The 17,107-nt window shown below is 63.4% G+C and carries 17 protein-coding genes; 8 read left to right on the forward strand and 9 right to left on the reverse strand.

Features of this window, described 5'->3' with window-relative positions; genetic code table 11:
• Positions 1-200 precede the first annotated feature (200 nt).
• From WDJ60_RS05565 to WDJ60_RS05600, 8 genes are all read left to right on the forward strand, one after another.
• Positions 201-1,964 (forward strand): glutamate--tRNA ligase, encoded by a 1,764-nt coding sequence (locus tag WDJ60_RS05565; protein WP_340099107.1) that lies wholly within the window; start codon positions 201-203, stop codon positions 1,962-1,964.
• Positions 1,965-2,069: 105 nt separating this feature from the next.
• Complete coding sequence (locus tag WDJ60_RS05570; RefSeq protein WP_340099108.1) at positions 2,070-2,408, forward strand: 4Fe-4S dicluster domain-containing protein; 339 nt, start codon at positions 2,070-2,072, stop codon at positions 2,406-2,408.
• Between the two features lie 134 nt (positions 2,409-2,542).
• On the forward strand, positions 2,543-3,460 hold the full coding sequence (locus WDJ60_RS05575) for an electron transfer flavoprotein subunit beta/FixA family protein (RefSeq protein WP_340099109.1): 918 nt from the start codon (positions 2,543-2,545) through the stop codon (positions 3,458-3,460).
• On the forward strand, positions 3,461-5,113 hold the full coding sequence (locus WDJ60_RS05580) for an electron transfer flavoprotein subunit alpha/FixB family protein (RefSeq protein WP_340099110.1): 1,653 nt from the start codon (positions 3,461-3,463) through the stop codon (positions 5,111-5,113).
• A complete protein-coding gene (locus tag WDJ60_RS05585; protein ID WP_340099111.1) occupies positions 5,106-6,773 on the forward strand; it encodes an FAD-dependent monooxygenase in 1,668 nt (555 codons plus the stop codon). Before WDJ60_RS05580 ends, WDJ60_RS05585 begins: the two co-directional genes overlap by 8 nt.
• A gap of 1 nt (position 6,774) precedes the next feature.
• Entirely contained in the window at positions 6,775-7,152 is a 378-nt protein-coding gene (locus tag WDJ60_RS05590) for a DUF8055 family protein (RefSeq protein ID WP_340099112.1), read from the forward strand.
• Between the two features lie 153 nt (positions 7,153-7,305).
• Positions 7,306-7,506, forward strand: a complete 201-nt coding sequence (locus WDJ60_RS05595) for a hypothetical protein (protein WP_340099113.1) — start codon at positions 7,306-7,308, stop codon at positions 7,504-7,506.
• 228 nt (positions 7,507-7,734) lie between these two features.
• On the forward strand, positions 7,735-8,550 hold the full coding sequence (locus WDJ60_RS05600; RefSeq protein WP_340099114.1) for a hypothetical protein: 816 nt from the start codon (positions 7,735-7,737) through the stop codon (positions 8,548-8,550).
• Positions 8,551-8,583: 33 nt separating this feature from the next.
• Here WDJ60_RS05600 and WDJ60_RS05605 read toward each other — a convergent pair whose 3' ends face one another.
• The 9 genes from WDJ60_RS05605 to WDJ60_RS05645 are packed head-to-tail and all read right to left on the reverse strand — an operon-like array spanning position 8,584 to position 17,091.
• Positions 8,584-10,431, reverse strand: coding sequence for a Na(+)/H(+) antiporter subunit D (locus tag WDJ60_RS05605; RefSeq protein ID WP_340099115.1), 1,848 nt, complete (start codon positions 10,429-10,431; stop codon positions 8,584-8,586).
• On the reverse strand, positions 10,428-12,143 hold the full coding sequence (locus WDJ60_RS05610) for a proton-conducting transporter transmembrane domain-containing protein (protein WP_340099116.1): 1,716 nt from the start codon (positions 12,141-12,143) through the stop codon (positions 10,428-10,430). The genes WDJ60_RS05605 and WDJ60_RS05610 overlap by 4 nt, the downstream gene beginning before the upstream one ends.
• Complete coding sequence (locus tag WDJ60_RS05615) at positions 12,136-13,851, reverse strand: proton-conducting transporter transmembrane domain-containing protein (protein ID WP_340099117.1); 1,716 nt, start codon at positions 13,849-13,851, stop codon at positions 12,136-12,138. Before WDJ60_RS05615 ends, WDJ60_RS05610 begins: the two co-directional genes overlap by 8 nt.
• Entirely contained in the window at positions 13,844-14,212 is a 369-nt protein-coding gene (locus WDJ60_RS05620; protein WP_340099118.1) for a cation:proton antiporter subunit C, read from the reverse strand. The genes WDJ60_RS05615 and WDJ60_RS05620 overlap by 8 nt, the downstream gene beginning before the upstream one ends.
• The gene (locus tag WDJ60_RS05625; RefSeq protein ID WP_340099119.1) at positions 14,205-14,741 is read right to left on the reverse strand and encodes an MnhB domain-containing protein; all 537 of its coding nucleotides are present in this window, start codon (positions 14,739-14,741) and stop codon (positions 14,205-14,207) included. The genes WDJ60_RS05620 and WDJ60_RS05625 overlap by 8 nt, the downstream gene beginning before the upstream one ends.
• Positions 14,734-15,276: a DUF4040 domain-containing protein gene (locus tag WDJ60_RS05630; protein WP_417750435.1), complete on the reverse strand. Its 543-nt coding sequence runs from the start codon at positions 15,274-15,276 to the stop codon at positions 14,734-14,736. The genes WDJ60_RS05625 and WDJ60_RS05630 overlap by 8 nt, the downstream gene beginning before the upstream one ends.
• Before the next feature lie 41 nt (positions 15,277-15,317).
• On the reverse strand, positions 15,318-15,704 hold the full coding sequence (mnhG, locus tag WDJ60_RS05635) for a monovalent cation/H(+) antiporter subunit G (RefSeq protein WP_340099120.1): 387 nt from the start codon (positions 15,702-15,704) through the stop codon (positions 15,318-15,320).
• Entirely contained in the window at positions 15,704-15,988 is a 285-nt protein-coding gene (locus WDJ60_RS05640) for a cation:proton antiporter (RefSeq protein ID WP_340099121.1), read from the reverse strand. The genes mnhG and WDJ60_RS05640 overlap by 1 nt, the downstream gene beginning before the upstream one ends.
• Positions 15,985-17,091: a monovalent cation/H+ antiporter subunit E gene (locus tag WDJ60_RS05645; protein ID WP_340099122.1), complete on the reverse strand. Its 1,107-nt coding sequence runs from the start codon at positions 17,089-17,091 to the stop codon at positions 15,985-15,987. Before WDJ60_RS05645 ends, WDJ60_RS05640 begins: the two co-directional genes overlap by 4 nt.
• Positions 17,092-17,107 lie beyond the last annotated feature (16 nt).

The following is a 17,107-nucleotide window of genomic DNA, read 5'->3' on the forward strand; positions in this document are numbered from 1 at the left end:
CGCCGCCGAGGACGACACACTAACTGCTGTCCCATATATTCGCGCCGGCTGCCACCGCTGGCGGTCAACTGCGAATTCGACGAACAATGAACCGACCGACTGAGAGAGTTCTGCAGCGATGGGTGTAAGCCAACGTACAGGAGCATCGCCGCTGGTGTCGACCGACCCAGTTTTCACGCCCCGCCTCTCACGGGCAGGTAATGGACGACGACGTACGCGAACGCGTCGAGGAGGCCGCCGAGGAAGCGGCGCTTTTCAACGCGCTCAAGCACGGCAGCGACGCACAGGTCGGAGCTATCATGGGCCCGATGATGGGCGAGAACCCCGAGTTCCGAGAACACGGCGACGAAATTCCGGGCGTCATCGGTCCGGTCATCACCGATGTCAACGGGATGGACGACGCAGAGAAGCGAGAGCGACTCGCGGAACTCGCCCCGGAGAAAGTCGAGGAACTGGAGAGCGAAGACGAGGAGGACGAATACGACCTCCCGGACCTGACGAACGCCGAGGAGGGGGAAGTGCGGATGCGCGTTGCCCCGAACCCCAACAGTCCGTGGCACATCGGCCACGCGCGGATGGCGGCCGTCGTCGGCACCTACAAGGAGCGCTACGACGGGGAGTTCATCTGCCGGTTCGACGACACCGACCCCGAGACCAAGCGTCCCGACCTGGACGCCTACGACGCCATTCTCGGCGCGATCGAGTATCTCGGCTTCGAACCCGACGACGTTCTCAAGGCCAGTGACCGGGTCGACATCTACTACGAACACGCCCGGGCGCTCATCGACGAAGGCGGCGCGTACACCTGTTCGTGTCCGCAGGAGGAGTTCTCGAATCTGAAGAACAGCGCCGAACCGTGCCCACACCGCGACAAAGACGTAGACACCGTCCGCGCGGAGTTCGACGAGATGGTCGCCGGCGAGTACAGCGCCGGTGAGATGGTCCTCCGGGTGAAGACCGACATCAAGCACAAGAATCCCGCACTCCGAGACTGGGTCGCGTTCCGGATGGTCGACACGCCACACCCTCGCGAAGAGGCCGAAGAAATCCGCTGCTGGCCGATGCTGGATTTTCAGAGCGGTATCGACGACCACCTGACGGAGATGACCCACATCATCCGCGGCATCGACCTCCAGGACTCGGCCAAGCGCCAGCAGTTCGTCTACGACTACTTCGGCTGGGAGTACCCCGAAGTCCTCCACTGGGGGCACGTCCAGGTCGACGAGTACGATATTGAACTCAGCTCCTCGACTATCGCAGAACTCGTCGGAGCGGGCGACCTCGACGGCTGGGACGACCCGCGTGCACCCACGGTGGCAAGTCTCCGCCGCCGCGGCATTCGCGGGCAGGCCATCGTCGACGCGATGGTCGGACTCGGAACCTCCACGTCGAACGTCGACCTGGCGATGTCGAGCATCTACGCGAACAACCGCGACATCGTCGACGAGGAGACCGACCGCGCGTTCCTCGTCCGCGACGACGACGAACACGGCGGTGGGGCCGTCGAACGCCAGGTCGTCGGCGGCCCAGCAAAGGGTCATCCGCCGGTTCACCCCAACCACGAGGACTGGGGCGACCGGACGATTTCCGTCGAGAGCGGCGTGCTGGTCGAATCCGAGGACCTGCCGCCCCACGGCGAGCGCGTCTGGCTGAAAGGCTACGGCTGCGTTCGACACACTCGCGACGCCTTCGAGTACACCGGCGACGATATCGAGGTCGTTCGGGACGGTGAAGTCGACGTGATTCACTGGGTGCCGGCCGCGGACAGCCTGGAGACGCGACTTCGGACGATGGAAGGCGACGTGGACGGCTACGCGGAACCCGGTATCGGCGAGTACGAAACTGACGAGTTGGTTCAGTTCGAGCGCGTCGGGTTCGCCCGTCTGGACAGATTTGGAGCGGCAGACGGTGACGACGAGAGCGACGACGAGTACGACCTGGTGGCGTACTACGCCCACCCCTGAGACGGAGAAAACGCCCGAGACGCTCTTAGGCCGGCCGAAAACTCCCCCACGGCGGCTGCCTTCTGTCCAAGGTTTAAGTATCTACCCGATATGATATTAAATACCATGGCAATCGACCCGGAGTTCGAGGAGACGTACGAGGAAGTAGACCGCCACGAGGGACACCGCGTCTGGACACCTGACGGAGAGGACCCGACCGAAGAGAAGCAGGGTATCCACGGGACACACGTCGCCGTCGACTTCGACATCTGCCTCGCAGACGGCGCGTGTCTGGAGGACTGCCCGGTGGACGTGTTCGAGTGGGTCGACACGCCCGGCCACCCCGAGAGTGAAATCAAGGCCGACCCGGCACACGAAGACCAGTGCATCGACTGTATGCTCTGTGTCGACGTCTGCCCGGTCGACGCGATCGACGTCGACCCGAGCCGCGCTGGCCGGATCTGAACGACTTTTCGTTCTCAGGTTCGCCCCCGTCCAGTTTCTGCTATCGGTCCCGTCTGTGAAACGGTAACGTACGGGTCATTACGAAACAATTAGGTGAATGTGGAAGTGCAACTCACACACGGTACGTGATATCAATGCGAAGTGTAGTCCTGACAAAAGGCGTTCCGGACTTTCGTGAGGGAAAGGTGTCGTTCGACGAGGACGGCCACCTCGAACGTGGGAAGACTCCCACGGTGATGAATCCCAACGACAAGTACGCACTCCGGGCAGCGCTGCAAACCAAAGTCAGACAGGGCGGAGAGGTATCGCTAATGAGTATGGGTCCACCGGGCTACGCGGAGATTCTCCACGAGGGGATGCGCGACGTGTACGCGGACGACCTCTATCTCCTCTCGGACCGGGAGATGGGTGCTGCGGACACGTGGGCGACGGCGATGACCGTCGCGACGGGCATCGACCAGATGGAGGAGAACCCGGACATCATCTTTGCCGGGTTCAAGACGGCAGACGGCGAGACGGGCCACACCGGCCCACAGACGGAGTGGTGTCTCAACATCAACGACAACCTGCCGGACTATCCGCTCATCACGCACGTCATCGCGCTCGACATCGACGAGGAGGCGGAAACGCTGCGCGCGAAACGACTCGTCGAAGGGGACATCTCCGAGATCGAGACGGTGGAGACGGACCTCCCCGCCTTCGTCGTCGCCGACCCGGAGTTCGAGCCGACCTACCGGAAGGCCGAACACCGACTCCGGCACAAGGACTTCCGAGCTGAAACCCAGGAGCGAGCCGAGGAGTTCGCCGAGTACTTGGCGGACGGGTCGGACAAGGAGATGACCGACTGGGAGAACTTCTCGATGTGGAACCACGAGGTCCTGAATCTGGACCCCGATTTCATCGGTCTGGACGGTTCCCCGACTATCGTCTCGGGTGTCGACCCGATTCCGAAAGCCCCCTCGGAGCGGGAGGCACAGCACATCGAACCGGACGACGAGGACGGAATGGAAGCCGTTCTCGACGAGATGCAACCGTTCGCGGCAGGTGATTGAATGCCGGACATCGACCCCACAGACCACGACATCGCGGAGCTCGGACCGAAACTAAAGGACATCGACGACGAACAGGAACTCGAAGAGATGCTCGCCCTGGAGAAGGGCGGCGAGGAACGCGCACCGGTCGTCACGCTCATCGAGGACCGACTGGAGAAAGTCGCCGGTGACGACGAGGATGGCGAAGATCCCGCCAGCGCGGACCTGACGGAGCTGACCATCGCGGACATCGCGAACATGGTCCGGGACGTCGACGACGTCGACGTGCTGGAGGATCTGCTCAAACGCGAGAAAGAGGGGCAGGACCGCAAAGGTGCAAAGTCCCAGATCGAGGACCGCATCCAGTCGCTGGAGGGCGACGACGGCGACGAGGAGATCGAAGTCGAGTACGTCCCGCCAGAGGAGAAGTATCCGGACCTCGACCACCCCACGGCGGACAAACAGTACATCGAGGGAACGTCCGGTGGCAGCTACCGGGACATGTGGGTCTACTGTGAGACGCAGCAGGGCGAACTCACGACCACGTCCAAGGAGATGCTGGGGAAAGCCCAGCAGTTGATGGCCGAGTACAACTCCGAAGAGGGGTACGGCGGCGACGAAGACGGCAACCCCGAGGAAGTTGTCGCGGTACTCATCGGCGACGGTGTCGGTGAACTGGCTGACGACGCGGTCGCCTACGGAGCCGACCGCGTCGTTTACCACGACGACGACCGACTCACGCGGTTCCGACACAAACCGTACACCCAGATATTCGTCGACATGTGTCGAGACTGGGAGGCCGACTGGCGGGACTACCACGAACCCCGCTACACGATTTTCCCGGCGACGAACAACGGCCGAGACCTCTCGGCGCTGGTGCAGGGAGAACTCGACTCCGGGCTGGCCTCGGACTGTTCGGACCTCTACATCGAAGATGCGATGATTTCGAACCCGGCAAAGACCGGTACGCCGGGTGACTCGAAGAAGTTCGAGCGCGTCCTCCACATGCCCCGACCGGACTTCTCCGGGTTCGAGTACTCGACGATTCTGTGTATCGACAAGCCCCACCGGGACTTCCACCCGCAGGGTGCGTCGGTCATTCCGGGCACCTTCGACATGCCCGACCCCGACCACGACCGGGAGGGCGAAATCGTCGAACACGACCTGGACCTGCCCGACGACTGGTTCCAGGTCGACGTGACGGAGTTCGACCGACTCGACGACGGTGTCGACCTCACCGGGAACGAGGTAATCGTCGCGATGGGTCGTGGCATCGCCGACGACCCGACCAAGGGTATCGAACTCGGTGTCGATCTGGTCGACCAGTTCGAGGAGGCCGACCTTGGTCTCTCCCGTGGTGTGCTCACTGCATCCTACCAGTTCGACGGTCACGTCGAGCAGTACGTCCAGATGGAACGGCAAATCGGCGAATCCGGGCAGGAGGTCGAACCCGACCTCTACATCGCGGCGGGTATCTCCGGCGCGGTCCAGCACAAGGTCGGGATGGACGACTCGGACACCATCATCGCCATCAACACGGACGCGGACGCCGACATCAAGGACTTCTCGGACTACTACATCCAGGGAGACCTCTTCGAGGTGCTCCCGCGGTTGACGGACGCGCTCGAAGAGGGAACACTCGCAGACGCAGTCGCGGAGGTAAGTGATGACTGAGGATTACGAACACTACGAAGCGCTCGTGGTCGGGTGCGGTCCCGGCGGCGCAGCGGCGGCAGCAACGCTCGCAAACCAGGGTGTCGAGACGCTCGTCCTCGAACGCGGTGTCGACGCCGGGTCGAAGAACGTCTCGGGAGGGCTCATCTACGCCGAGCAGTCCTCGCCGTACACTATCGACGACCTGTTCCCGAACTTCCGGGAAGAGGCCGCCGAACGGCCCGTCGACGAGTACTACATCCACAACGTCTCCGGACGAAAGGTCAAGACGTTCGACCTCCACGACATTCACCACAGCGACACGGAGTGGTGTGACGCCGTTCTCCGGCGGAAGATGGACTCGTGGCTCGCCGACCGCGTCCACGAGATGACGCGCGAGACGGGCGGTGGGCTGCTGACGAACGTCCGCGTGAACGGCCTGCTGCGTGAAGGCGGCCAGATTGTCGGGGTCACCTGCGACGAAATCGACCCGATTACCGCGGATGTCGTCATCGCTGCCGACGGCGTCAACAGCGAACTCGCGCGCGATGCGGGACTGATGGACTGGGACGAGCCCGACGACTGGTTCCAGGGCGTCAAGGCCGTCGTCGATATGGAGCCGGACGTCATCAACGAGCGCTTCGGCGTCCACCCCGACGACGGCGTTGCCCACCTGTTCTCGGGTGACCTCTTCGAAGGTGTCCGGGGCGGTGGCTTCCTCTACACGAACGAGGAGTCCCTCTCTATCGGGACGGTGTTCCACCTCGATTCCATCTCCGAGGAGGAGGCCGAACCCCACGAACTGCTCGACAACCTGCTCACCCATCCGCTGCTGGATCAGTGGTTCCAGGGCGAGTACGAAGAACGCGAGTACTCAGCCAAGTTGGTGCCGGACTCGAAGAAGGTGGCCCATCCCTCGCCACACCGCGGCCGTCTCCTGCTGGTCGGTGACGCCGCCGGTCAGATGCAGGCCCAGGGTCCGATTATCAAGGGGATGAACCACGCCGTGACTGCTGGTGGGCTGGCTGCCGAAGCCTACCACGAGGCGAAGACCCGGGGTGACGCATCCAACGCTGGCCAGCTCTACGAGCAGAAACTCGAAGACGAGGGCGTGATGGCCAAACTGCGCCCGACCCGCTATCGGGCGACGAGGGCTCTCTCCGAGAGTAGCATCGTCAACAAGGTCGGTAACGCGGTGCTGAACTCGCCGGTCGGGTCTGCCGGGCTGAAAGCCGCCGGCAAACTCGGCCTGATGGAGAAGTCATTCAACTCGCCGTTCGCGCTCGGGATGATTCCCGACACGAAGATGTCCTACGTGACGATTCCGACGCGGGTCGGCGAAGTCATGGGGACGCGCGTCACTGGAACCAACGATGTCGAGCCACCAGAACTGGACGACCGCATCGGCGACCTGACCTACAACGTGGGCGACCCCCACATCGAGCTAGAGGACAACAGCTGGGACGCCAGCGGCACGGCGGTCACAGCATGTCCGGTCAGCGCCAAGGACTTCGGCGGTGGCTGTTACCGCGAGGAGACCATTCAGACCAACGGCGGCGAGGAGAAGGTCGTCAGCCTCGACACGCAGCCGTGTGTCGAGTGTGGGACCTGCGCTGTCGTTGCAGACACCCACTGGGAACACCCGGCTGGTGGCAAGGGCGTCGAGTACAAACAGGGCTAACATGGACGCACAGACCCGCTTTACCGAGCGTATCTGGGACCTCTCCGAGCGGGTCGAAGCCGAGCAGACGGCCTTCGAACCTCCGACCGATCCCCCCGCGGAGGACCGGGCGATGGAGTTCCTGCGGGAGGGCGCCGGCCCCGCGATTTCGCTGTTCGTCGAAGCACGGACTGGTCGCCACATGGTCCACTTCCCGCCGGAGCCGTACCACGCGCTGGAGTCGGCGATGAACGACTGGCTGGAACTGTACGCGGCGTGTTACGGTGTCGACATCGAGGCGGAGTTCGCGCTTCGTGAGGCCGCCGAGTTGCTCATCGACACCCGGAATATCAAGGACGTGGCCGAACTGCTGACCAAGGTGCCGGACGGACAGCGCTGACCCTACGTCCCGTAATATCGGGATCACCGATCCATTCTCGACGCTCCTTTTGAGAGTCAGACTCGTGATACCACGAAACGAACCACCAGGTCTCCTGACGACACGCCTCGCGCACGTCCTATTACCCTGGAGGACGTTCTTGCAATTACAATAATGGATTCACTCAACAACCTGCTCACGATTCAGATACTCGCCGTTCTGGTGGCGCTCGTCGGCGAAATTGTCACCAGTGAACTGCTCATGACTGCCGCTATCGTGATGTTCTTCGTCGCACTGACTGCCATGTTCGTCCAGATGACGACAGCGTTACTTGTCGGACTCGAACAGTCCGACGGACGCGCACTGGCCTACTGAACAGACTCAAACAGCTTTTTTCGCCCGCTAACGCGGTTCCCACCGGAGTACAGAGTGAGACGAGAGGTAACACAACCTGCCCCTGTCCAGGGTTTTCGCGAATGTTAGATTGGATTTTATTTGGACCAGTTGGCGGCGACATCGTACGTGACAACCGATATACGGCACTGTCTCCGCACGTAAGTGTCAATAACGAATATTGTATCAGGTGACACACCGTGATACACAATGGCACCGTTCGAAATATCTCGGCGGGACGTGCTTCAGCGCTCAGCGGGAACACTCGGCTCCGTCGGCCTCGGTTCATCGTTGTTAGGTGGTGGGGACGACCCCATTTCGAATCCCTGTCCAGACATGACACTCGAACCGGCGATGGACCATTACGATGGGCACGGGAAGGAAGGCTGCGCGGACGACCATCCCAAAACGGAGGCCATCAAAGAGGCGGTCAGTGAGTCGCTGGCAACGAACTATCCGACGGTCGGCGCGCTCATCGACGAGGGGTACATCCCGTATTTCGACTTCCTGACTGCGGAAGGTGAGAGCGACTGGTCACACTGGCTCAATCCCGAGTATATCGGGGATGACGGCGTCCTCGACCCCCAGCGACCAGAGTCGATTCTCGTCGACCACCGATGGTGGCGACCGATCGGCGTAATGTTCATCGCCACACGCGATGGCGATCGCATCGAGCCACCGCCGGCCGTGTACGGTGACGAGGACAACGAGACCGACCCGTGCCTCCCGTGGCACGCCCACACTGGCGCACCGGGCGTCTCCTCCTGGAAAAAGTACTGGCTGGTGCATTCGAACCCCTCGTTCAGCGAGCTACTGGACGAACCGTGCCGGACACCGTGGGTGATGCACGTCTGGGCGTATAACCACCCCAACAGCGTGTACGCTCACAATGCACCGCCACCGGAAAACCGAGGTGGCCCACCCGCCGAAGACCCCGGGTTCGAAACTGACGCGGTTCCAGGCGAGGATTTCCTCTCGCCAGACGTGTTGCCGGACGCGTTGATACATCGGGTCAGACACCTCTAGGAATCTGGCAAACGGCGAAACCCTGCCGAGTCACTACAGCGCGAGGAGAAGCACGATAGTGAGAACCGCCGTCAGAACAAGGATTGTCGTTCTGATGTCCGCCCGGAGGTAGTGCCGGGAGACAGTTCCGCCATCAGTCGGCGGTTCGTCGTGACCGAGGGTCGGTCGAACGGTGCGTGGCAGTCGACGAGCGACCCGCGCGGCCGCCAGCGCGGGGTTCGACCCGACCCAGTAACAGGTCCGGACCAGCCGGATACCGGCGCGGTCGACGACACCGTAGAGTTCGGTGACGCCGATAACCGCCACCTTACCACCGTAGAACGCCAGCCAGCTGACGGCCTTGGCCGGGTCCGGGATGTGACCAAGTTTCGAGAGGGGCTTCTTGATGACAGCGAAAGCGACGACGCTGATACCGATCAGTATCGCCTGGCTCTGAAGGTGACTGGTACTGTAGGGGTGCAGGCTGTACGCTTCCTCGGCCACAAGCGGCCACGGGAGCACCGACAGCAGACCCTCCCACCAGACACCAAAGAGCAGACAGAGACCGCCGATCGAGAGCATCGCCACCGTGTGCCCGGGCTTTGCGTCGGACAGTTCCGGCCCGTCCCACTCGCCGTGGAAGAAGGCGTAGTAGCCGAGTTTGATAAACGAGAGCAGCGTCCCGATAGCGCCCAGCCAGAGGAGCCAGTAGATCGGTTCGGTGGCCGCCGACCCGTAGTAGTGCGGGTCTGCGGCGTCGAGGATCATCCCCTTGCTGATGAAGCCGTTGAAGCCGGGAATCGCAGTAATCGAGAGCGCGCCGAGGCCGAAGCCGGCGGCGGTCAGCGGCATCTGCCGCCAGAGCCCGCCGAGTTCGTAGAGGTCCTCGATGCCGGTCCGGTAGATGATGACGCCGACGGCCATGAACAGCAGCGCTTTGAACAGCACGTTGTTGAAGACGTGGGCGAGCGCGCCGCCAGCGCCCAGTTCGAGCGCGTTGCCGCCGAGATACAGCCCCAGTCCCATCCCGGCGATCATATAGCCGACCTGCGCCTGAATGTGGTAGGTGAGCAGCGCGCGCATGTCGTGTTGCAGGAGGGCGAAGACGACGCCGTAGACAGCCATCACGCCGCCCATGTATGCGACCGCAAGCGTGAGCGAATCGCCGAGCGGGAGGATGCGGTACATGACGTACGCGCTGGTCTTCGTGGTGAACACCGAGAGGAAGACGCTCGCCGCGAAGTGGGGCCGCGGGTAGGTGTCGGGCAGCCAGAAGTGGAGTCCGACGAACCCGCAGTTGATGCCCATCCCAACGATGGCGAGATACAGCGGCATCCCGCTCGCAATCGAAGCGACGCCCGATTCGGGGAACAGGAACGTCCCCGTCTCGACGAAGTGCCACGTGACGGCGAGCAGGAGGAGGCTCCCGGAGATACCGTGTGCGAGTGCGTACCGGAATCCTGCTCTGACTGCCGCGCCGCCGTAGTGCCAGACCAGTAGCGTGCTGGTGACGGCCATCAACTCCGAGAAAAAGAGGAGCGTGAGCCAGTCGCCAGCGAACAGGACGCCCATCGTCGAGGCGACGTAGGTCAGTGCGAAGGCGGTCACCAGACGGGGTGCCTCACTGGAATAGGCGTACAGAACCGCAGCACTGCCGAGTGCGGCGAAGGCGAAGCCGAAGGCCGACGAGAAGCCGTTGACGCTGAACAGCGCCACGTCGAACAGTTCGAAGAGGCTGGTCTGGTAGTAGGTGCCAGCCGGCGCAGTCAGCGAGATCGCGGCGACGGCGACGAGCGAGAGGACGCCGAGCGCGTGTCCGATACGCCGCGGGAGCACAGTCACGAGCGCGGCGGCGACGGCGACGATGACGAACGGCGGAACGAGCGTCGCGAGTTCGCTCATGCCAGCCCACCTCCGATGGTGACATCGAGGACCTGTTCACTGATTTCGATGGCCAGATTGAGGAACCCTGTCATGCCTGGTATCACGCCGAGTACGACTGCGCCGGTGACGATGACGGTAATCGGGACCATCATGAGCCAGGTGCTCTCCGTGAAGGGCGTCCGGCGGTCCCAGCCACCCGGTGGCGGCCCGTTGTGATGGCCGTGGTCATCGTGGTCGCTGTGTTCATCGTGACCCTCATCTTCGTGGCCTCCATCGTCAGCGGCCGGCCCGCCGTCAGCAGCGACCACGTTCTGGTACGATTGGCGGATGCCGCCCATCGGGAACTCCGCGAGCGGTTTTGCGTCGTGTTCGTCCTCGCTCTCGAAGAAGGCGGTGTAGACCACGGGCCAAAAGTAGGCGATGTTCAATACGCCAGAGATGATGAGCGACCCGGCGAAGATAGCGCCCGCAATCCGTGCCTCCATGCCGAGCGCACCGACGAGCATGTAGAACTTACTGACAAAGCCCGCCACGAGTGGGATGCCGGCCATGCCAGCGGCGGCAATGGTAAAGGCACCCATTGTCAGCGGCATCCGCTTGCCGATGCCCGCCATCCGCGAGATGTCGTCGGTGTGAGTCTCGACGTGGATTGCGCCCGCGCAGAAAAACAGCGTCAGCTTCATGAACGCGTGTGCGGGGATGTGGAGCAGACCGCCGACGATGCCGTACGGCGTCAGCAGCGCCATCCCCATGATGATATAGGAGAGCTGGCTAATCGTCGAGTAGGCCAGCCGGCGCTTGAGGTTGTCCTTCCGGAGCGCGATGAACGAGGCCGTCAGGAAGGTAAAGGCGGCCAGCGCCGCGAGCGGGATGTGCATCCCGATGTCCGCGGTCAGGTCCGGCTCGAACACGTCGAGGAGGACGCGCGCGACGCCGAAGGCCCCTGATTTGACGACCGCGACAGCGTGGAGCAGTCCCGACACCGGTGTCGGCGCGACCATTGCGTCCGGGAGCCAGGAGTGGAACGGCATGATTGCGGCTTTCGTCCCGAATCCGAGTGCGAGGAAGGCGAAGATTCCCTGTGCGATGATGGGGTCGGTTTCGGCCAGCATCCGGAGCCCTTCGGCGGTTTCACCGAACTGCACGGTTCCAGCGGCCCAGTAGACGAGTGCGGTTCCACCGAGAACGAGGAAGCCACCGCCGAAGAAGGTGTACGCGAGGTACTTCCGGCCGGCAGTCCGGGCCTCCTCAGTTTCGTCGTGGGCGACCAGCGGGTAGGTCACCACCGAGAGCAGTTCGTAAAAGATGAAGATGACCACCAGGTTCTCCGCGAACGCGATACCGATGGCGGCCGACAGCGAGGCGGCAAACGAGGCGAAAAACCGCGTCTGCGCGTGCTCGTCCAGCCCGCGCATGTAGCCGGTGGTGTAGAAGGCAGTGAAAATCCAGAGGAAACTGGCGAGCATCGCAAAGAGCAGTCCCAGCGCGTCGGCGCGGAGCGCAAACTCGATGCCGAAGACGAACTCGCCAAGCGACCAGCGATACTCCAGGCCGTTCAGCACGCCGGGGAGCATGCTCGCGACGATACCGAACTTCGCGAGCGCTGCGAGCACCGACCATCCCTCGCGGACGTTCGGCCGGCGGTGCGAGGCGACGATGAGCGCGACTGCCAGCGCCGAGACTAGCACCGCGGCGAGCGGCCGGTACGACGCGACGACGTGTTCAGTCACTGGTGGTCACCTCTGTGGTTTCAGCGGTCTCCCAGACCGGGGTGCCGTCGCCGAGGTTGACCGCCGGGGCCGAATCGACGACGGCGTCGACGACCGGGTCGAGCGCCGACGCGACTTCCGCGCCGGCGAACCCGAGGACGACCGCCAGAATCGCCGCCCCGATTGCGAGTCCGATCATCCCCAGCGATCGGTTGTCGGTGAGGGTCTCGTTGTCGGACTCGCCACCGTCTGCGGCGACGGCGGGGTCGGCTGTCGCCTCGGTCGCTGCGGTTTCGTCCGGATGGTCGAAGTAGAGCTTTTCGAGGATTCTGGCGACGTACAAAAGCGTCAGGACGGTGCTGGCGAAGACGACGAAGACGACCGGCCACAGCCCCGTCTGGACGGCGGCGACGGCGACGTACCACTTGCCGACGAAGCCGGCCGTCGGCGGGACGCCGATGATGGCGAGGCCGAGTATCGCCATCGCCCCCGAAAGGAACGGTCGGCGCTTGGCCAGCCCGGCGTACTCGTCTATCGTCCGGGCGTCTTCGCTTTCGGCAATCGCTCCTGCGGTCGCGAACAGGCCGCCTTTGATCAGAGCGTGGGCAACGAGGTGAAAGCCCGCTCCGTAGACGGCAAACCGGACTGCCTCCTCACCGCCGGCGGGATGGACAGCGACGCCGATTGCGATGACGACGAGGCCGAACTGCGCGACCGAGGAGTAGGCGAACATCCGCTTGATTCGGCGCTGTGATGCCGCAAGCGCGCTCCCGGCGACGACGCTGAGGCCGGCCATCACCAGCACGGCGTCGATGAGCAGCGGATTCACAGCGAAGAAGTCGGGCGTGAACACGAACAGCGTGAGACGGGCAAAGGCGTACGCACTCACCGTCGAGACGAGCGCGGAGATGAAGATGGTCACCGCGTCTGGCGCTTCGGAATAGGCGTCGGGCTGCCAGGTGTGCAGCGGGAAGATAGCCACCTTCGTCATGAGTCCAATGGCAATGAAACCGAATGCCGCAGCCACGAGGGGGTCTGTGTACAGCGCGCCATCAATCCACGACGGATCGCCGGCCAGCGACCGCGAGAGGTCGACCATGTTCAGCGTCCCAGTCCGGACGAACAGGTAGCCGACGCCGACGAGATACATCGAGGCGCTCGCCGTCCCGATGACGAGATACTTCAGCGCGGCGACGGCCGAGTCCGCCGAGGAGTCACTCGCGATGAGCGCGTACGTCGTCAGCCCCGTGATCTCGAGGAAGACGAAGAGATTGAACACGTCACCGGTGACGGCGACGCCCATCAGTCCGCCCGTCAGCAGCAGGTAGCCGCTGTAGAAGGCGTTTCCGCGGGGGCCGCCACGACGCGTGAACGCGAGCACAGCGAGCGCCACGATAGCGACGACGAGCACGACGAGACCGGAGAGCGCGTCACCGACGAGTTCGATACCGACGATGAAGTTCTCCGTCTCGGTACCCGCGACGACCACGTCCTTGCGCCCGAACGCCTCGCCGCCGAGAACGTGGACGACGCGGCTGTTCTGGGCGTAGATGGCGTACGCGAGGAGGGTCGCCATCAGTGCCTCGAACGTGAGGACGACCACCGCGACGGCCCAACCCACGCGTTCGCGAAGGACGCCCAGCGCGAGCGGCAGCGTCGCTGCGAGAATCGGCACGGCGATGAGCAGCGCCGGCAGCAGTTCCGGGTCGATGCCGAGCAGGTCACTCATCGGCACGAACCCTCCTGATGACGTCTTCGTCGAGTGTCCCGTACTCCGAGTAGATACGCACGACGAGCGCCAGTGCGACGGCGGTCAGCGCGATGCCGACGACGATTGCGGTCAGCACGATGACCTGCGGGAGCGGGCTGACGAACGGGTCGTAGGCGGCCGCTTCCTCCGGAATAACGGGCGTCGACCCGCCAGCGACGTAGGCAGTACTGATGAAAAACAGGAAGATGGCCGTCTGGAACAGGTTCAACCCGATGATCATCTTGACGAGATTGGAGTTGGCGACCATCATGTAGAGGCCGATTGCGAGCAACAGTGCGAACAGGAGATACGTGTACTGGTGTGTGAGCAGTTCAATCATCGTCTGTCACCTCGGTCACCGCGTCGACATCGCTCGCATCCTCTTCCTGACTCCCCCACATGTCCCCGCCCGAGAGAAACCCGGCGCTGAGGGCGAAAAACAGGCCACAGACGACGCCGGCCACGATGGGTGCGACGCCGAGGATCTCGATGGCTTCGAGTCCCCACTTGGCCTTGATTCCGAACACCTTCTTGTACATCTCGTACTCGAGGAAGTTCCCCCCGACGAGGACCGGAACGAAGCCGACGAGCGCGAAGGCCGCGGTGCCGCCGGCCGCGAGTGCGACCACGGTCCGGTTGCGCAGCCACTCCCGGGTCGATTCGATGCCGAACGCGAAGGCGATCATCAACACCGTCGCGCCGATGATCGCTCCGCCCTGGAAGCTCCCGCCGGGCGTGTCGGCGCCGTGGAACAGCAAGAACAACCCGTACGTCATCGAGAACGGCGCGATGAGCTGGACTGTCGTCATGATGACCTGGCTCTCGACGTAGGGCGACCCGTCACCGTCCTGTCGGTTGCGCTCACTCACGAGTGAACACCGTCCGTTTGAGTACGATAAGCACTGCGACACCGGCCGCGAACACCACCGTCGCCTCGCCGAAGGTGTCGAATCCACGGTAGCCGGCGAGGACAGCCGTCACAGCGTTCTCGACGCCGGTATCGGCGTACGAGGAGTCGATGTAGTACTGCGTGACGGCGGGATTGAACCACGCCATCGACTGCCCGTCGCCGACGGCCGGGAACTCCCGAATCGTCGCGACGAGAACGGTCAAAAACGCACCGGTGACGAAGAGGCCAGGAACACTGACCCGCTCCAGCAGCCGCTCTTCGGCCGGCCGAACCGTCTTCGCAATCGTCAGCAACAGCAGTATCGTCGTGACGCCAGCGCCGATTGCGGCCTCGGTCATCGCAACGTCGGGAGCCAGCAGGACGGCGTAGAAGATCGCCATGCCGAGGCTGTAGGCCGCGAAGACGACGATAACTGCGAGAATGTCCCGGAGGAGCGCCGTCGCGACTGCTGTCGCCAGCACGAACACGAACAGCGCGGCCTCGAACAGCGAGATTGGCACGGGGTCTGGCACTGCCAGCGGCAGCAGTTCAGCTGTCATGCCTCCTCACCCCCGAGTTCCTCGTCGCTCGGCTCCGGGCCGTTGCCCGCTTGCGCCAGCGTCGCATCGTCGCGGTCGTCGTCGACCGTCCAGGCCTCGATCTCCTCCGCGTCGGCCGAGCGAGCAATCGCGTGTGCGGCCGTCGGATTCGTGACGAAAATGAAGACGAGCAGGAGGACCGTCTTGACCGTCGGCGACTGGACGCCGAGGGCGAGTGCGGTCCCGGCGAGCGCGAAGCCGGCACCCAGTGTGTCTGCCTGTGACGCCGTGTGCGCACGCGAGAACACGTCCGGAAGCCGCAGGACACCGACCGTCGAGACCAGTGTAAAGAACAGCCCGAGTCCCAGGCAGACGACGATTGCGCCGGTGTGGAGCGTGCTCATCACAGGACACCACCCCGTTCGACGGTGAACTTCGAGATGGCGACTGCCATCAGGAAGTTCAACAGCGCGTAGACGAGTGCCACGTCGAGCAGTGACGGTTCGTCCAGTCCCGCCGAGAGCAGCGCGAGGACAATAACCGTGTTCGTCCCGATGACGTTGACCGCGAGCACGCGGTCCTGGGTCGTCGGTCCCTTGACGGCACGGTAGAACATGGCGATCGCGAGAAGCATGAGTACCGCGGCAGTTGCCAGAAACAGGTCCGACAGGAACGGATCGAGACTCATTGATTCTCACCGTCTGTCTGGGCATCTGTTGGTGTGTCGCCGTCTCCCGATTCAGACGCAGCATCTGACGGTTGCTGCAACACTTCAGTCTCGTCGCGCTCCAGCGGTGACGGGATCGCCATCGCGGACCGGCCATAAAAAAGGAACCGGACCGCGCGTTCTAGCGATCCGTCGAAGAGGCCGTCACGCGCCCACGGAACCAGCGTGTGTACCACGAGGTCCTGACCGCGAACTCTGACGGTCAGCGTCCCCGGTGTCAGCGTGATGCTGTTGGCGAGCGTCGTCACCGGGAGCGGGCCAATCAGCCTCGCCCGGACGCGAGTCATCCGGGGGTCGATCGGCAGTCTGGGATTGAGGATGACTGCCGCCACGACGATGTTCGCCAGAACGATTTCGTACAGCAGGTACGGAATGTAGATCATCCCGCGTCCGAGACGGGCGAGTGAATTCCCGTTCGGACGACGATTCAGCGAGACGCGAGCAAGGGAAACAGCGACGATTGTCGCGCTGATTGTCCCCGTCACGATGTCGAAAAGGTCGAACGTGCCGCCAAGGACCTGATAGAAAATAAAGGAGAGCCCGAAGAGCGCGCCGACGCCGACTGCTGTCTGTTGGCGAAGCAGCGGGACGCGTCGGGTTGGGTGTTCGACCGGCGCCTCCTCGACGGAGACGGTCGTCTCCCTCGCGAGTTCGACTTCGAGTGGCCGCAACAGCGGCGCGCCGATTCCGGGGTCGTACTCGGGGTCGAGGACGATTCGGTCGGTCTCGTGACTCGTAATCTCCGATTCCAGGAGGGCCGCGACATCCGAGGGGCCGAAGATGTACTCCTCACCGCCGACGCTCGTGGTCTCGACGCGGAGTTCGGCCTCGTGGTCGCCAGCGTCCTCCTCGGCCCACACGGTGACGCGCGAGAGCAACTCTTCGGCGTGCTCGCGGTCCTCGATATCCTCGTCGAGTCTGGGCGAGTGGATGTAGACGAACCGGATAGTCGCAGGAGCAGACGGAGATGCTGATTCGAGTGCCGACTCGACGGCGTAGCCGACCGTCGCGCGCAGCGTCGCGCTCTCCGAAACAGGGACGAGAAGCCGCTCACTCGAGGACATCTCGACACCTCCTATC

Origin of the sequence: Salinibaculum salinum (genome assembly GCF_037645885.1) — an archaeon.
GTDB classification, from domain to species: Archaea; Halobacteriota; Halobacteria; order Halobacteriales; family Haloarculaceae; genus Salinibaculum; species Salinibaculum salinum.

Excerpts from the sequence above, each read along its gene's own strand:
- WDJ60_RS05605 (WP_340099115.1), bottom strand. The coding sequence starts at position 10,431 with ATGAGCGAACTCGCGACGCTCGTTCCGCCGTTCGTCATCGTCGCCGTC.
- WDJ60_RS05585 (WP_340099111.1), top strand. The coding sequence starts at position 5,106 with ATGACTGAGGATTACGAACACTACGAAGCGCTCGTGGTCGGGTGCGGT.
- mnhG (WP_340099120.1), bottom strand. The coding sequence starts at position 15,704 with ATGAGCACGCTCCACACCGGCGCAATCGTCGTCTGCCTGGGACTCGGG.
- WDJ60_RS05645 (WP_340099122.1), bottom strand. The coding sequence starts at position 17,091 with ATGTCCTCGAGTGAGCGGCTTCTCGTCCCTGTTTCGGAGAGCGCGACG.
- WDJ60_RS05620 (WP_340099118.1), bottom strand. The coding sequence starts at position 14,212 with ATGATTGAACTGCTCACACACCAGTACACGTATCTCCTGTTCGCACTG.
- WDJ60_RS05575 (WP_340099109.1), top strand. The coding sequence starts at position 2,543 with ATGCGAAGTGTAGTCCTGACAAAAGGCGTTCCGGACTTTCGTGAGGGA.
- WDJ60_RS05600 (WP_340099114.1), top strand. The coding sequence starts at position 7,735 with ATGGCACCGTTCGAAATATCTCGGCGGGACGTGCTTCAGCGCTCAGCG.
- WDJ60_RS05570 (WP_340099108.1), top strand. The coding sequence starts at position 2,070 with ATGGCAATCGACCCGGAGTTCGAGGAGACGTACGAGGAAGTAGACCGC.
- WDJ60_RS05640 (WP_340099121.1), bottom strand. The coding sequence starts at position 15,988 with ATGAGTCTCGATCCGTTCCTGTCGGACCTGTTTCTGGCAACTGCCGCG.
- WDJ60_RS05595 (WP_340099113.1), top strand. The coding sequence starts at position 7,306 with ATGGATTCACTCAACAACCTGCTCACGATTCAGATACTCGCCGTTCTG.
- WDJ60_RS05565 (WP_340099107.1), top strand. The coding sequence starts at position 201 with ATGGACGACGACGTACGCGAACGCGTCGAGGAGGCCGCCGAGGAAGCG.
- WDJ60_RS05580 (WP_340099110.1), top strand. The coding sequence starts at position 3,461 with ATGCCGGACATCGACCCCACAGACCACGACATCGCGGAGCTCGGACCG.
- WDJ60_RS05615 (WP_340099117.1), bottom strand. The coding sequence starts at position 13,851 with ATGAGTGACCTGCTCGGCATCGACCCGGAACTGCTGCCGGCGCTGCTC.
- WDJ60_RS05590 (WP_340099112.1), top strand. The coding sequence starts at position 6,775 with ATGGACGCACAGACCCGCTTTACCGAGCGTATCTGGGACCTCTCCGAG.